This is a genomic window from Niabella agricola (genome assembly GCF_021538615.1).
In the GTDB taxonomy this organism is placed as follows: Bacteria; Bacteroidota; Bacteroidia; order Chitinophagales; family Chitinophagaceae; genus Niabella; species Niabella agricola.
In genome coordinates, this window is the sequence record NZ_JAJHIZ010000003.1 from 1,208,632 (window position 1) to 1,224,259 (window position 15,628).

General features: G+C 48.5%; 9 protein-coding genes. All 9 read right to left on the reverse strand.

The window, feature by feature from the left end:
- Positions 1-144: 144 nt before the first annotated feature.
- Positions 145-1,263 (reverse strand): sialidase family protein, encoded by a 1,119-nt coding sequence (locus LL912_RS10490; RefSeq protein ID WP_235553528.1) that lies wholly within the window; start codon positions 1,261-1,263, stop codon positions 145-147.
- Between the two features lie 191 nt (positions 1,264-1,454).
- Positions 1,455-2,108, reverse strand: a complete 654-nt coding sequence (locus LL912_RS10495; protein WP_235553529.1) for a DUF3826 domain-containing protein — start codon at positions 2,106-2,108, stop codon at positions 1,455-1,457.
- 7 nt (positions 2,109-2,115) lie between these two features.
- Positions 2,116-4,836: a glycoside hydrolase family 78 protein gene (locus tag LL912_RS10500; RefSeq protein WP_235553530.1), complete on the reverse strand. Its 2,721-nt coding sequence runs from the start codon at positions 4,834-4,836 to the stop codon at positions 2,116-2,118.
- Positions 4,833-7,607, reverse strand: a complete 2,775-nt coding sequence (locus tag LL912_RS10505) for a glycoside hydrolase family 2 protein (RefSeq protein ID WP_235553531.1) — start codon at positions 7,605-7,607, stop codon at positions 4,833-4,835. The genes LL912_RS10500 and LL912_RS10505 overlap by 4 nt, the downstream gene beginning before the upstream one ends.
- 66 nt (positions 7,608-7,673) lie before the next feature.
- Positions 7,674-9,143: a sialate O-acetylesterase gene (locus tag LL912_RS10510; protein ID WP_235553532.1), complete on the reverse strand. Its 1,470-nt coding sequence runs from the start codon at positions 9,141-9,143 to the stop codon at positions 7,674-7,676.
- Positions 9,140-10,660: an MGH1-like glycoside hydrolase domain-containing protein gene (locus LL912_RS10515; protein WP_235553533.1), complete on the reverse strand. Its 1,521-nt coding sequence runs from the start codon at positions 10,658-10,660 to the stop codon at positions 9,140-9,142. Before LL912_RS10515 ends, LL912_RS10510 begins: the two co-directional genes overlap by 4 nt.
- A gap of 1 nt (position 10,661) precedes the next feature.
- Positions 10,662-12,500 (reverse strand): exo-alpha-sialidase, encoded by a 1,839-nt coding sequence (locus LL912_RS10520; RefSeq protein ID WP_235553534.1) that lies wholly within the window; start codon positions 12,498-12,500, stop codon positions 10,662-10,664.
- A 269-nt stretch (positions 12,501-12,769) separates the two neighbouring features.
- Positions 12,770-13,684, reverse strand: a complete 915-nt coding sequence (locus LL912_RS10525) for a glycoside hydrolase family 43 protein (RefSeq protein WP_235553535.1) — start codon at positions 13,682-13,684, stop codon at positions 12,770-12,772.
- Positions 13,685-13,784: 100 nt separating this feature from the next.
- Positions 13,785-15,185, reverse strand: a complete 1,401-nt coding sequence (locus LL912_RS10530) for a glycoside hydrolase family 140 protein (RefSeq protein WP_235553536.1) — start codon at positions 15,183-15,185, stop codon at positions 13,785-13,787.
- Positions 15,186-15,628 lie beyond the last annotated feature (443 nt).

Genomic DNA, 15,628 nt, shown 5'->3' on the forward strand with positions numbered 1-15,628 from the left:
TACTTTTTTTTATTTAAGAACTGCACGATACTACTAACCAGATGTAGGATTTTGTTATTTTTTGGAGGGCATATGCCTCACGCAATACAGCAACTACCATCCCAACACGTGGTCATTGGGGTAGACCGACCATGCGAAACTTTCTTAATCGTCTGTCACCACGCCTCTCGAGCTGATGGCGCCAGGCCACCGCTTGTTCTTTATGGGAGTAAGTTTCAGCTTTGCCGGATCAAGCTTTACATACTTGATCTTTTGCCGACGCCAGGTGTACACAATGTGCACCATGCCATCCTTTCCCTGGATCACGGAGGGATAGGAATACTGACTAACGGGCGAATCTTCCAGCACCAGGGCTGCCATCCACTGCCTGCCATCCTTTGAAAGTGCTACGTTCAGCGGCGTGCGTGGTCCTTTCCCTTTCTTCCAGGAGGAATCCGGCAGCACATGATTGTACACCAGCAGCTGGCGGCCGTCTTTTAAGGTTACGGCATCCGTACCCGAATTGTTGTTGGGCAGGTCCAGCGCTGTCATGGGCGACCAGGTCATGCCATTGTCTTTACTCTGGCTTTGATAGATCACCGTGTTGCGGGTGCGACCTACCACCTGCAGATCCCCGTTCTTATATTTTAAAATGGAAGGCTGTATGGCCGAAAATTGCACGCCATCGTTGATGGGTGCCGATTTTGTCCAGGTATGACCCCAGTCCTTCGTATATTCAAAATGTACCTTCCAACCATTCTTCTCAGTACTGGACGGACAGATCAAAACGCCATTGACCAGCTCGGGCTTGTTCTTGATGGGTCCCAGGAAGTCATCGGGCAGGGCTTCCCGCTCACTCCAGGTCTTGCCATTGTCTTTGGAACGTTTCAACCAACCCGTCCACCCCGCTACATTGGGTCCTATCTTATAAAACAATAATAATTCTCCCGTAGGTGCATAGTACAACACCGGGTTATAGCAGGCATAGCGCGTAGAGTCGTTCAGCACGCCATCCGCCACCATTTCAGGAGCGGTCCATTGATCGTTTACCAAATGGCTCGTCCAGATGCAGACATCCTTATTGCCTTCCTTTGTACCGCCAAACCAGGCGGCGATCAATCCGTCCGGCGTTTCAGCAATGGTGGAGGCATGCGCCTGCGGGAAGGATGCGGTATCATAGATAAATTCATCTACCAGGATGCCTTGTTTCCAGCGGTTGGCCTGCGCGGTAGCTAAAACGGTTATTAACAAACAAACGATCAACAGGTTTAGTTTTTTTATCATTGTTATTTATGCTTTATCATTATTCATTTTTTGCCCGGCAGCAGTCCCGATAACTATCGGGATGGCGGCTTTACTTGCGCCTGTCCGCCGTGGCGGATCGCACTCTTGTACTGTGGTACGGGAGGCACCGGGTCATGCTTCCCGCCACGACGGACAGGCGGCAGGCTCGGCATGACAGGTAAAATCCACGCTTACAAAGCTCCGCTTTTTTTCTTTTCCTTTTCTGCTTTTACCTTATCCACGTAATTCTTAAACAACTGCCGCCAGTTCCTGCCATTGTTATTCAGGTATTGCTCGCATTTTGTTTTATAGATCTCAAAGATGGCCGAGATCTCTTTCATATTCTTATAGTCGATCGCCTGTTCACGTGCTTGCTCCAGGTTTTTGCGGATCTCGGCGCGTTCTTTTTCGGTAAGGTCCGGCACAATGGCTTCATATCCTTTTAAGGTAAAAGCCGCTTTTCCGATCGTGTACTGGTCCAGGATAAAGGCTACCTGCTCCGCATTCAACTCCGCATTTAATACCTCCATGAGCGATGTATGAATGGTGGCGGGTTTAGAAGAACAAACGATCAACTGCCGGTCGAGATCGGATAACTTATTGCCCGTAGCCGGATTGATCCCGGCAGGAACCTGTGTAAACGGATGGGAATTATGCCAGTCCCTTACCGCTGTAAAATGCGTTACGATTGCTTGTCGTATCTTATCGGCTTTCATTTTATCATTCAGCTTCAGACTGTCTACCCAACGCTGCGCCTTTTGCTGCAATTCATCCGGTGCTCCCGCATCCTGGGCATTTACATTACCAAACAGCAATAACAAACAAAAACACCATACCTGTTTCATTCCTGCCTTATTGATTTAATCTTATTTTAAACGAATACCTGCCACTTCCCAATTCCAGGTGCGTGGTATTATTTTTCCGGTCGGCCACCTGCTTTAATGGTTGACCTGATACCGTTACCTTATCTGACGGAATGCTGATTACCGCCGATGTATTTGGCGGTAGTTCGATCGCCCAATCTAGTGCATTCCCGTCCCGTTTCCAGGAACTTTTTATTAGCCCGTAGGGTGATTCATAAGAGGCATTCACGCTATCCAGACCTTTTGCAAATGCCGGCTGCATGCGGATCTTCTTAAAAGCCGCAGCGCCCGGTTCGGTTTGAATACCCGCCAGGCTTTCAAAACCCCAGGTGACCAGGTCGCCCAGTAGCATCACATGGTTCTGCGAATTCATCTGCGGGTTGGCGGTATTTCCATTCCACAATTCCCAGATGGTGGTAGCTCCTTGTGCTGCCATATACCCCCAGCTGGGATAAGTTTTATTAGTAGCCACTGTAAATGCAGCATCAGCATATTCGTATTTTGTCAACCCGCGCATCAGCCACTGGGTACCGATCACACCGGTGCTGATGTGCATATTATCTTTTTTTAATTTCTGTAACAGCTGCTCTTTCACCGCTGCTATCTTTGGCTTTGGTACCATCCCAAAATACAGTGGCAGCAGGTTAGCGGTTGCCGTATTATTATCATAGTGATTACCATTCTTCAGGAATGTTTTGTTGAAGGCCGCTTTTATGCGGGCCGCCCGCTGATCATAACCGGTCACATCTCCGGGCCTGCCGGTCAACACAGCAAACTGTTTCATTACTTTCAGCAGGTGATAATAATAAGCCGTGGCCAGCAAGGTTCCGTTCGTATTCCGCAGCGGGTCTTTTGAACGGATCAGTTCCAGGCTTTCCGGCGGCACACACCAGTCGCCGTATTTATCCTTTGTGATCAGGTCCTCCTTCCTGTATTTCCGCCACATATATTCCATCCACTTTTTCATGGAAGGATAATGCTTCTCGATCGATTGCCGGTCGCCGTACTGCCGGTACAGCATTTCCGCCACCAGGATATAAGCGGCAGGCCAGGTCACATTGTCGCTGTAATAATTCCAGAAGGCCGGTGCCACATCGGGGACCGCGCCTTCCTCTGTTTGCGATTCCCGGATATCATCCAGCCATTTGGCATATAAGGTAGCGTTGTTAAACAAATAACTTTCACCCAGAGCGCCCTGGGTGCGATCGCCCAGCCAAGGCTGCCGCTCATTGCGCTGCGGACAATCCACCGGCATACCTTTGTAATTGGAAGCAATGCTCCACCAGGCATTTTTCAACACCTGGTTCAGCGTGACATTGGAGGTTTCCAGTTTACCGGTGGTGGCCATCTGATCATAGATCAGCAATCCCATAAAATTATTCACTGATGGAATACCGGGATAGCCGGTGATCTCCACGTAGCGGAATCCATGGTATACAAATGAAGGCTGCCATTGTTCTTCTGCACCGCCTTTTAAGGTATAAATGTCTGTAACCCGCGCATCCCGGAGGTTAGCCGTATAAAGCGATCCATCCGGTTGCAGGCTCTCTGCAAAACGTAATTTTACTTTTTGTCCGCGCATGCCCTTTACTTTCATCCGCAGCCATCCGGCAAAGTTCTGTCCCATGTCCAGGATATAAACGCTATCCTTTAACCGGTTAATTTTTTTTGGCAGCATCGAGTCCATGACCCGCATCCCGGGTGTCAGCTGAGCCCGCAGCCTTCCTTCCGGCGCGCTTACCAGTCGCGGTCGGGTCCATTTTGTGTCGTCAAAAGAGGCGGTTGTCCATCCTGGAAATTCTTTAGTGGCATCATACTCTTCCCCGTCGTATTCGTTGTTGGTGCGGATGGGACCATCTGCCGTAAATTTCCAGGAATCATCCGACACAATCAGCTTCCGACTGCCATCAGCATAAGTGATCTCCAGTTGCAGCAACAGTTTGGGATAGCCAAAGGTGTTGATCTTTTTGGGCTTGTAATTCTGACGCATAGTAAAAAAGCGGCCGTTGCCCAGCACCACACCGATCGCATTTTTTCCATCAACCAGGTTAGCCGATACATCAAAACTATTGTACCGTACCGATTTCCGGTAATCGGTGGGTACGGGCGCCAGTACCTGGCCGCCGATCTTTTTTCCGTTCAGGTAGAGTTCATATACCCCCAAACCCGCAATATGCAATACTGCGGTCTTTATTTTTTGTTCTACATCAAATCCTTTCCGGAAATACCTGGCAGAAAGCCGCGACCATTGTGTAATACTATCCCAGGACGATGCTTTATCATAACCGATCCATTTTGCTTTCCAATCGCCGGCTTGCAATAGTCCCATGCTCCATTGCCCCATATCGCTCCAGGCGCTGTCGTTCTTATTGGAAAAGACCTGCACTTTCCAATAACAATTATCATTACTGGTAAGCGGCTTTCCTTTATATGCAATCAATAATGACTCATCCGAAATAACTTTACCACTGTTCCAGAGATCCGGCTTACCCGTATCCAGCAATGCTTTTGAGGAAGCCACCCATATCCGGTAGGCTGTCTGTTTTACATGGTGCTGATCGCTTTTTAATTGCCAGCTCAGCCGGGGCTGTACCACATCAATGCCAACAGGATTATTGAGCTGCTCGCATTTCAACTCCTGTACGGCCAGCTGGGCCTGCATTACAGCGGGAAAGGCCAGTAGCCATAAGATGATCATCCGCCTGCTCATTGCTTTGTTGTATTTGCGGAAAAATTAAACCACAGGATCATTTTCAGCGCCCTGCCGGGATCTTTCTCGTAATCGTAAAAAATATTTTTTTGCCCCATGGGACCGGTGCTCTCGCTGGTCTGTGTTTTATTGCCGATGGAAGGGATCGCCTGCATAAAGGAAATATCTCCCTCCGGGAAAAGCGGTTCGTAATTGTGCCAGGGATCGGTCTTTGGCGCTGCAGAAAATAACCGCAAAAACAGGTCTTCCGTTTCTGTGGCCACCGTAAACCGCTGGTCTTTTCCATCGAAATACCCGCCATAAAAATTGGAATAATACCCTTTAAATTCCGGGTATACCCACTGTTCGCCGGTCTCCGTATTGTTGTATTGCTTGTTCCAAACACCGAAGGTTGTGCCCTTCATCCGGTTCTTCCATACCCGGTAGGGACCATTGCCCATATAGGTTACCGAGCGCATCTGTGTTTCAGGGTAATCAAAATTAACGCCCAGCATATTCGTGTGCAGTGCTAAAGGGAAATAATGCACCTCCATTTTGATCCATCCGCTGGGATAGATCGTCCACCGCAATGTATTAAAGCTTTCTTTTTTATCAAATGCCGATTCAATAATGAGCTGCTTTCCTTCAAAGCGATGGGAAAAATTCTTAAAATTGGTTACCCCTTCCTGGATGCGGGGACCATTTGCAAGCGGCATCCGCCCTTTTGCATTTTCGACCGACAGCAGCAATCCCGTATTTTTATTGATGCTGAGCTGCACATCACTTACGCGGATTTTATAAATGGAATCTACGGTAACCAGTTGCACCGCCCCTTCTCCGTCTTGCTTTACCATTTCCATCGCCTTTTTATCCGGCAAGCTGATCGGGAAGCTCCAGGTAAAGAGCTCCATTTGATTTTTATCCCTGACCGTTACATACAACACATCATAGGTGTTCCAGTCAGCCGGCAATTGCAGCTCCAGCACACCTTTGCCACCAGGTGCCACAGAGGGCGCCACAGCGGTTCCCTTTTTCTCTGCTGTTGCACTCAGACCTAACCGTTTCAACTCCCAGCTAAAACGGCATTGATCCAGGTTGGTGTACAGGTAGCGGTTCTCGATCGTTAACCTGCCATCAAAATCCGGTGTCAGCTCCCTTCGTTCAACATACACCGGGCTCCAGATCTGTTTCACGGCGTAAAAGCTACCCTCCTTCTCATGGTGCGGCCCCACAATACCATCCGCCCCACGGTGCTTATCGGTATCCAGGGAGTCGTGCAGATCTTTCCGCACCACGGCCTGGTCGGCAAAATCCCACAGGAAGCCGCCTGCATGCAGCGGGTCTCGCCACATTTTATCCCAGTAATCTCCCAGTCCGGCGCCATGACCGCCATCGTATTGTCCGTGTAAAAACTCGGTGGGCAGTACGATATCATGTCCGTTATCATAATTGCCAATTCCGTAATTGTATTGCCGGTAATGCTGAGTTTCGATCCCGTTAAACAACTGCCAGGGATGCACCACCGGTCGCTGCTGCAGATCGAACGCCGTAAACAGGGAGTCCAGTTCAACATTATGCCCCCCTTCATTTCCATTCGACCATAACACAATGGATGGATGATTCACATCATGATCGATCATTTCCTTCAGCAGCTTTGTACCCGTGGGTGTATCATAGTGCCCATGCCAGCCCGCCAGTTCATCCATCACAAACAACCCCAGCGAATCGCATACCTCCAGGAAATGCCCATCGGGCGGGTAATGACTCATCCGCACCGCGTTCATGTTCATTTCCTTTATCAGCAATACATCCTCAATGCTGTTCTGTTTACTTAGTGTACGACCGGTCTCCGGGCGGAAGGAATGCCGGTTGATGCCTTTGAACTTCACTTTTACGCCGTTCACATAAATGCCGTCCCGCTTCCGGAGCTCGACGGTACGGAAACCAAATTTTTTCGACAGGCTATGAACCGGTTGATTACTTTTATATAAAGTAAAAACAGCGGTATACAATTCCGGTGTTTCCGGCGTCCAGGGTCGAATATCGTTTACGGCCTCCGTTATAAAAAAGGAACCCTTTTTCCAGTCAAAAACACCGGACATATTACCAGGCAGTTTTTCACCTTTGCTATTAAGGAGTTCAACCTTTAGCTGTTCCTGTTTAGCAGCATTCGTGTTTACAACAGCAGCAAATGATCCATCCGCTCCCGCATTGATGGCTACTTTGCTGATATGCAAGGGTGGCAAGACTTCCAACCATACCGGGCGGAAGATGCCACCGAAGATCCAGAAATCGCCTTCGCGCTCTGCCGCATTTACCGATTGATTGGCCGAGTGTTTGGCCACCGTTACTTCCAGCAGGTTTTCCTTTCCGTATTTCAACAGCTTGCTGATCTCATACCGGAAGGCATAAAAGGCCCCCTGGTGCACCGGACCGGCCAGCTTTCCGTTCACCTTTACTTCCGCATCCGTCATCACACCCTCAAAAACAATGTTCACCATTTTGTCTTTCCAATCCGCAGGAACGGTGAACCGATGCTTATACAATCCTTTTTCTTTCCCTTTAACGCTCTCCTTTGCAAACCCGTAGTTATATTTCCCAAACCCCTGTAACTCCCAGCAGGAGGGCACTCCGATGGTGGTCCATTTGTTTGCGTTCATACCGCCCGTGCAATAAAAGTTCCACTGCACCATATCGCCGCTTCCCTTGCCAGAAAGGTATTTCACCTCCGTTTGCTGAGCGTTGGCGCTCACAAAGAAGAATAAGAAAAATATATAAATAAGTCTGCGCATTTTTTATGTTGTCATCGGCAGTGCTGCTATCGGCTCCCTTGTTGCCTGTCCGCCGTGGTGGATCACTCACTTCAGCTTCAGTGCAGGTATAATGCCGCGAAACTTATAGTTTCGCGGAGCGGTACGGAACGGCAATGCCGGCAAGCCTTCTTTATTATATAACGATGCCCGGGCATCTTCCCGCCAGGCATAACGCACCGCACGGGGGGCCACCACTCCTGCCGCATGTACCTGAATCTTGCTATCTTTAATAACGGCATCTGCTTTTACATAATCGCCGTTTTCGTTTTCCACTTCAAATCCTTCCAGCGGCCTTCCCTCCCGGCTTATCAGCCCTTTTCCTTTATAGTTAAAATCAATTACAAATGTATCCCCTTTTTTTACGGCGCTTTTAAATACCGGCCCCATTGGCGCAGCACTGCTAACCTTATAAGCAGCACTAAGCGCCGTTCCGGCCATGCGCTTTCCAAGGTCCCATTTATTTACCGGGTGCAGATCCGCCGGATCATCGTTCAGATCCAGGGTGCTGATCATGACCGTATGCGGGATCCTTAAGGCCGCGGCCTGTGCCTCCCAGAACTCCGGTTCACTATATACTGTATAAGGGCGGTCCGTTGCTTTTGAATAATAATAGGGCGCGATCTGCACATAATAAAAAGGTAAATGGTCATTACCCCATTGTTTACGCCAGTACCGGATCAGCGCCTCCATTTTATAACTGTATTGCTGGCGTTCGTTCAAAAAACAGTTGGATTCTCCCTGGTACCATAAAAATCCTTTTAGCGCAAAGGGTATCAACGGTTGGATCATCGTGGTATAAAACTTGCCCGGATCGCCGTCTATTTTATGCGTACTGTCTCTTTGGTTGCTAAAAAAATCAAGTTCCATAAAAGCATCCCTCGGCATCCAGGGTTCAATCCGGCTACCGGGTATGGCCGCGGAGATCACACCTACCGGCACTTTCAGCCGGGCCTGTAATTCTTTTGCAAAGAAATACCCAACGGCTGAAAAGCTGCGCAAGGCCGTTCCTTCCGCCTGATTCCACCCCGCGTGCGTGGAATCAGGCATCATTTTTTTGCGCTCGGCTAAAAAAATGCGGATATGCGTATTATGCGCCGTTTCCAGTTCGTCAACCGGCCAATGCGCCCCCGGTGGCGGCTGTAGCTTACCGATCTTGCGCATGGCAAATTCCATATTTGATTGCCCTGAGCAAAGCCACACTTCCCCTACCAGGATATTTTGTAATCTTATTGTTTCGTTATCCGACCGGATCTCCAGCATCGCCGGATCAAAAGACGCCTTTTCCGGTTTCAGTATAACCTTCCAGTTCCCGGATGCATCTGCCCTGGTTTCTCTTTGCTGTTTCTTAAACCGGATAGTTACAAGTGTTCCTGCCCGAGCCTGTCCCCAAATGGGCAACGGCTGTCCCTGCTGCAATACCATATTGTGACCGATAATCTTTGCAAGGGCTAATTGTGCATCCAGCCTCGGCACAAGTACCATCATCATTATCAGGATCAATCCATATTTTATCATAACTCTCCTGTAATCTTTGTTAACCGTTTGGAACGCTGCACCAGTTTACCATCTGCCCAAACCGACAAGCCTTTTCCTTTATGGTATTTTTTTCCCGTCCTATCCCAGATGATCGTAATGATCTTTCCGTGGTACAAAACATTATCCAGCGCAAACCAATCCCATGTTCCCGCGGGGAGCAAGGGGTTCACTTCGATCCGGTTATCGGCTCTTGGCACCAGGCCGGCGATACCGGAGATCACCAGGTCATTAAACGTGGAATGATTATAATACCGGCTCCGCTCTTCTCCTTTCAGCCAGGCGCCGGTTTTTTCATCGAGGTATTCGCCGATATAAGGTTTCCCATCCCGGTGTTGCGAGCGTACATAGGTATCCATCAACTGGTAGTAATCCTTCCTGGAAATGATCGATTGTTGATAACTGCGCAGGAAATTGCCCATCGCGGTAAGGGTCTGGGCCGTGGCAAAGGGCCATACCGCGCCATCCCATTCGCAATTGCAGCAGCCATGGGTCCGGAAACCGGGATGACTCCGGTCGGCCGTGGTAATGCCAAAAGGAGCATAAAAATGTTTTGCATCCATCAATCGCTTCCAGGCTTTGTTGTATTGACCGCCCGGCATATTGAAGTACCAGGGAATAAATCCGATCTCCTCCATTACATTGGCCAGGGTATCACCCTTTTCTTTCCGTACTTCAAAGAAATCCGCAGCCGGATTCCACAGTAAGGCCTCGGTTTGCTTTTTTATTGTATCTGCTTTTTTATTGAATAAGGCCGCATCCTCAGAGAATCCCTTCATGGTGGCTATTAGCGCCAGTGCTTTTGCGTTGCCATACATATACCCGTTAATGGATGGTCTTGGATTTTTTTCTCTTCTGCCTCCACTGATGGTTTCCTCCATGGCATCCCGCACATCATATTGCCAGAAGAGCCCACTTTTTGCCTTGCGCTCTTCTTCCCATCCTTTGTAATCAGCTTCCAGGTCGGGATACAGATCCAGCAGAAAATTCTTGTCGCCATTTACCAGGTAGCGATGGTAAACCGCATCCGCATTCCAGCCACTGTAAAACCGGAGCTTTTTCATCGGCTTTCCGCCATTTCCCCTGTACCAAATATGCAGGTTATCATCCATGTATTTTTTATCATGTAGCCAGCGGGCTTCATAAATATGATGCCCCAGCCCGCTGCTGATCAGGTTATATTTATCTGCATAAGAACGCTGTACAAGAAATTCGGTGAATACATAGCCCTGATCTGTTTGTTTTATATGCTTGCGCAGGGTCCACCAGCGATAGTAATACAACTCCTCCCAGTTTTTATCCGGACATTCAAAAAGCGGGATATTAGCCTTCATCCATTCCCAGGAAGCCGCATTGGGGATGGCCTGAACAATGTTCTCATCTTCCATGGTATTGAACCGGTCTACATAATGTTTAAATGCATCCGCCTGCAATACCTGGGCTTTTGATCCCGTAGCTATCATCAAGAACAATACACTATATAGCAATCTTACCCGCATGTTACAACTTTGTCGATTTAAAATAATGGACATCAAATACCGCTTCTTTATCTTTTTCACCAGCACCTGGCAGGTCATATAGCTGGTCGGTAGGCGTATCGGCATCGGGAAAACGCCGCACGCTGCCCGTACGGAAACTGATGTGATGCAGCCGGTGTATGGGCGCAAATAAAATATTGTTGGAAGGTTTGCTACCGTTAATGGTCACCGTATAAAAACGGGTGCGGGTATTTACCTCGATCACCAACTCATATTTTTTTCCGGATTCGTACTTCATCAGTCCTTTATCGCGGTAACCCGCTTTTGTGATCAGCGAACCGGTGGAGTCAAAGCTGATACGGATGGCGGGTGTATTCCGCGCATCCTGGAATTCAATATCCAGGCGCCCATGATCCGATTGCCGGGGCGTTACAGCAAACGCGATCCGCATATGTTCCGACTCCGGCACTACCCGCTCCGCCTTTACATAATCGAAAGGATCTTCATCATGCAATCTCAATACGTTTTCGCCCTCCTGTTGTTCAATACCTGCCTTTGCCCACAGCGGGCTGTAAAGATTCCATCCGGCGAGCGCTGTTCCCGCATCCATCTGTGAAAACACTTCGCTTACATCTTCATTTACATAACCGGTGATCTTTTGAGGAATCGCCGCTACCCAGATGTCTTCCTTGTTCATACTATATCCTACCCAGGTCCTGCCATCCGGCGGCGCTCCATTCCCTTCCTGGATGCCGCGTACATACTGGGGTCCATATGATTTATAATTACCTCCATAACGCATGGATGTAATTTCACCATTCACCAGCAACAGATCCTTATAGTTCAGCCCGTCATCGCTTGTAGAAACCGCCAGCGGCCAGCGGAATTCAGAAGGATTATAAACCGTGATATATTTACCGCTCCCTGTCTTTTGTCCCCATATTTTTGCATTGGCATTTACAAAACCGGGCGCGCGCGTAGGGTTGTACTGCCAGGTACGGCCGCCATCGCTGCTGATGCTGGTGAGGGCATATTTCCAAAGACCCACTACACGCTGATCCGGCAAATGGTAATAATTAAAGGCCTTGAATTCTTTCTTCAATGGGATCAGCGGATCATTCCGGTCGGCTTCCTCCACCCATTGCTGCATCTGCAGGGGTTGCGTCAGCAATTCATCACAGGCGGCAACAAAGGCTTTATCTTTCGATCTTTTATAAAAAGGATAATGCGTGTTCTTTTCATTAAAATCATGATTATAACGGATAAAATACACCGGGCCAAAACTGCCGTCCGGCTTTATTTCCCGCACCACGCGACCGATGCCGTTTCCATCATTGGGGTCATCTTTCGGATGCAGGGCAATACCATAATAACCCAGCGCCAGTAGCTTGTTGTTTTTTGTCACATAAAAACCCATGCGCTGGTGCATCACCGCGTCGGTACTTTTTGCAACCACCGAATCCTCTTTCTTTTTAAATCCATCGGGTATCCGATATACCGGGAATAAGGTTACCGGCTTGCTCCAGGTATAACCATCTTTGGAGGTGAGCAGGTAGGTGGCGCCCGGTGCAATATGTTCTCCAACAGGGTCGCTTAAAAAATGAAGATAAAAGGTATGGTTCCAGTAACAGATCATAGGCTGGTGATTGTAGGTCCAGTTCATACCACCCGCCCATTCCGGGTGCTGACGATTGGCGCGGAACACCTGTATATTGTGCACGCCCACTGCCGGCGTCAACTGCCCGTGATGATAATCCACATTGGATAAGATTTCACCGGTATAACGGACGGTATCGTTCTGCGCATGCAGGAGCGATGCTGTTGAAATCAGAAATACCAGTATGTAGTGTTTCAATTGCATGTTGTTTTTATATTTTTCTTTTTCCACTTTTCCAGTCGATGAAAAGTGGAGCAAAAATCTTGTCCGCCGAAAGGTGAATCCCGCCTTCCCTGTTCTTTGTCAGCGAGGCGGGACCAGAAAAATATGCGCTTCAGGCTTTGTCCCGCTTCCAGCGGAACGCCATTCCGCTTGATTTTTCTTTTCACTGTCCGGCGGACGGCCTCCTAAACATAGACCCGTTTCAATACCTTAATCCTGGTTATTGAAGGTACCACACCACTCCTTCCTCATCATTCTTTAAACCACCTGAGCAATCGCCGTACGATCTTTTTCTTTACCGGCACGATCGTACCATGTTTATGTCCCTCCGGTACCGTAACCTGACCGGTGACATCCTCAAAATGATGAAAATCCTTTGTGGCCTTTACCTCGTAGATCTTTTTGCGATAGGAATCATAATAGATCAGCCACCGGTCCTTTACCCTCACTACCGAAGGGCCTTCCGTAAAATTATCGGAGAATGGCTTTGATACGTTTTTCCAGGGTCCTGATGCATTATCTGAAAAAGCCACTTTCAGGTTCCGCTCCGGTCTTGTATTGTCCTTTAACACCAGTACATAATCCTCTTTTTGTTTTTTAACGATCACGGCATCGATCACGCTAAAACCGGGATCCAGGAATAATTTTGCGGGCGTGAATGTTTTAAAATCCTTAGTAGTGGTCACATACATCCGGTGGTTATTGCTGTCTTCTTCCGCGCCCCGCTCAAAACGACCGGGAATGGTGCTGGCCCAGATGATCTTGTAATCCTTTGCCGCATCATCATAAAATAATTCCGGCGCCCATACATTTACTGTTGAAGGCTCCTGTTCCATTACCGGGATCATTCGTTGCTCACTCCAGTGAATCAAATCTTTTGACGAAGCATAACCAAATCCTTTATCGCCCCTCCAGCTGCTGGTCCATACCAAATGAAAAACGCCATCCGGCCCCTGTACCATCGAAGGATCGCGCATTACTTTTTGCTGTCCCACTGTTGGTTTCAGGAAGACCGTATCAAAATCCGTCCAGTGATAGCCGTCGTAACTGTACAGCATACGCAATCCCGCATCCGCCGGTTCATGAAAGGATGTGAAGAGGTAGGCCCGGTTGGAACAGGAGCTGACAGCGATCGCCGTGATTAGTATGATTATAATTCTTTTCAATTGTTCGTTTATTACTCCGGTTCATGCTTCTACAGGCTCAGCATGACAGAAAGTGCTCACGTCATCCTAAGCCTGCCGAAGGGTGACCATTCCATTATTTCTATTCCTCCAACACCAGCACCCGGTCTGTGCCTTCGGCATCTGTCTTCGCCTCCGGCGGATCAAATGACACCACCCCAGCCGGCCGGCTTAATTTTACCGGCGCATATTTTCCATTTGCCGGATAAAACCATTTTGCTTTTGCCGGCTTAAAACCGAGGCGGGAAAGATCTACCTTAAATGGTTTGCCGCTGTATGTATAAACCATCGCGTATCCCCGTCCTTTTGTTGCAAGCAGGTAATTATAGCGTGATCCCTTATTGTCAACAAGGAGCTCCTGTGCGGGAACGCGACTATTATAATCATACGCCAGCAGCAGCTCTTTAATAAACTTCATTTGTTGTGCCCCGGGAGCATGAACGGCCTGCTTCCACCCTTGCGTTACTCCATAGTTGGCGTCCTTAAATCCCTTTGTATTGAACTGCATTACCGCGTTCTCGCCATAGGTAAACCCGGCACCACCGGCAAACACACTCCAGTAGGCATATCGTCGCAGGTCGGCCGCCTTCCATCTTGGTTGTAAGCTATCATGCAATCCATGCGGAATATTTTCATACGAAGGTTCGCCATCCAGTGTGGGCTTTACCGGCTTCAGGCGGTAATCCACGTTGACGTATTTCCAGTTATCTTCTCCGAAATGATTGTTCTCGCTCACACTGGTATCCTGTGCATACGTACGGTGCCCACTTTGAAACATATTAAAATCAAGCCAGGAGGCTGTATGAAACCAGTCGGAAGAAGAATAGCGCCCCCGGGGATGAAAGGTCATCAGGTGACGAGGATCATATTTTTTGATAGTTGATCCGATGGTATTCCACACATTAAGGCCATCGGTCCCTTTTATATCCCCTCCGTTCATCCAGATAATATTGGATTGATCTTTATACCGCTCCGCCAGGAATTTTGCAAATACAGCAGCCTGTGCCGTGGTAACCCTTCCTTCTTTTACATTGCTGCCCCAAACGGGAACCAATGCCATATACAGTCCGCGCTTTGCCGCCTCGCGGATCACGAAATCTATATGGTCCCAGAAATCATAAGCCACGGAGTCGGCCGGATCAGCACCCGGTGTCGTAATGGGTTTGGATGCATCACCGCCTTCAATAGCATCATCGCCATATACATTCCGGGCATTTTTTACATCGTGCAGCACCATCACCTGAATCACGTTAAAGCCCTGTTGCTTCCGGGCATCCAGATAGGTGATCACTTCTTCGCGGGTCAGTCGTACAAACAATAACCACCCCGTATCTCCCAGCCAAAAGAAGGGTTTGCCATCTGCGGTTTGAAAAAAACGTTTATTCCGGGAGATCTTTACCGGTTGCAACTCCTGTGCCTGCACCCCGGCCGGGAGGAGCCATCCGGTCAAAAAGAAAACGAAAATGTACAATAGTCTGCTCATAACAACAAGGCGTTCGATGATACCGGCCGTTAAACATTGCAATCAAAAAAGACAAGCATTTATGGTGCTTAACAGCTATCAACTAAAGATAGAACGGATAGCGGAGAAAAGCAGGCAGCCGGTAAATATTTCCATTAGTTTAGAAAGATATTCCATCAAGAGAAACAGCGGCTTCTCTACATATCTTATGCTTTTAACTCCTGGCAGAAATTCGAATCTCAGCTCACTGCAATTTGCTTATTATTAGTACAGGAGACGGGGAGACTGGTGGGACATGCAGGTGCATATATACGCCGTGCCTACGGCACTCCCTCACTCTGTAGTATGTTCTGCCTCCGGAATAAATTCCAGAGTTGTGAGAATCTCCAGGCTGATGGTCTTTATCTTTTATGCCCCAGCACCAGCGTACTTCTGAATCAAATTTAAACCGAAGATCGATAAGT

Bases quoted from the DNA above. Each gene is read 5' to 3' on its own strand.
- LL912_RS10500 (WP_235553530.1), bottom strand. From the start codon at position 4,836: ATGAGCAGGCGGATGATCATCTTATGGCTACTGGCCTTTCCCGCTGTA.
- LL912_RS10495 (WP_235553529.1), bottom strand. From the start codon at position 2,108: ATGAAACAGGTATGGTGTTTTTGTTTGTTATTGCTGTTTGGTAATGTA.
- LL912_RS10520 (WP_235553534.1), bottom strand. From the start codon at position 12,500: ATGCAATTGAAACACTACATACTGGTATTTCTGATTTCAACAGCATCG.
- LL912_RS10510 (WP_235553532.1), bottom strand. From the start codon at position 9,143: ATGATAAAATATGGATTGATCCTGATAATGATGATGGTACTTGTGCCG.
- LL912_RS10505 (WP_235553531.1), bottom strand. From the start codon at position 7,607: ATGCGCAGACTTATTTATATATTTTTCTTATTCTTCTTTGTGAGCGCC.
- LL912_RS10515 (WP_235553533.1), bottom strand. From the start codon at position 10,660: ATGCGGGTAAGATTGCTATATAGTGTATTGTTCTTGATGATAGCTACG.
- LL912_RS10490 (WP_235553528.1), bottom strand. From the start codon at position 1,263: ATGATAAAAAAACTAAACCTGTTGATCGTTTGTTTGTTAATAACCGTT.
- LL912_RS10530 (WP_235553536.1), bottom strand. From the start codon at position 15,185: ATGAGCAGACTATTGTACATTTTCGTTTTCTTTTTGACCGGATGGCTC.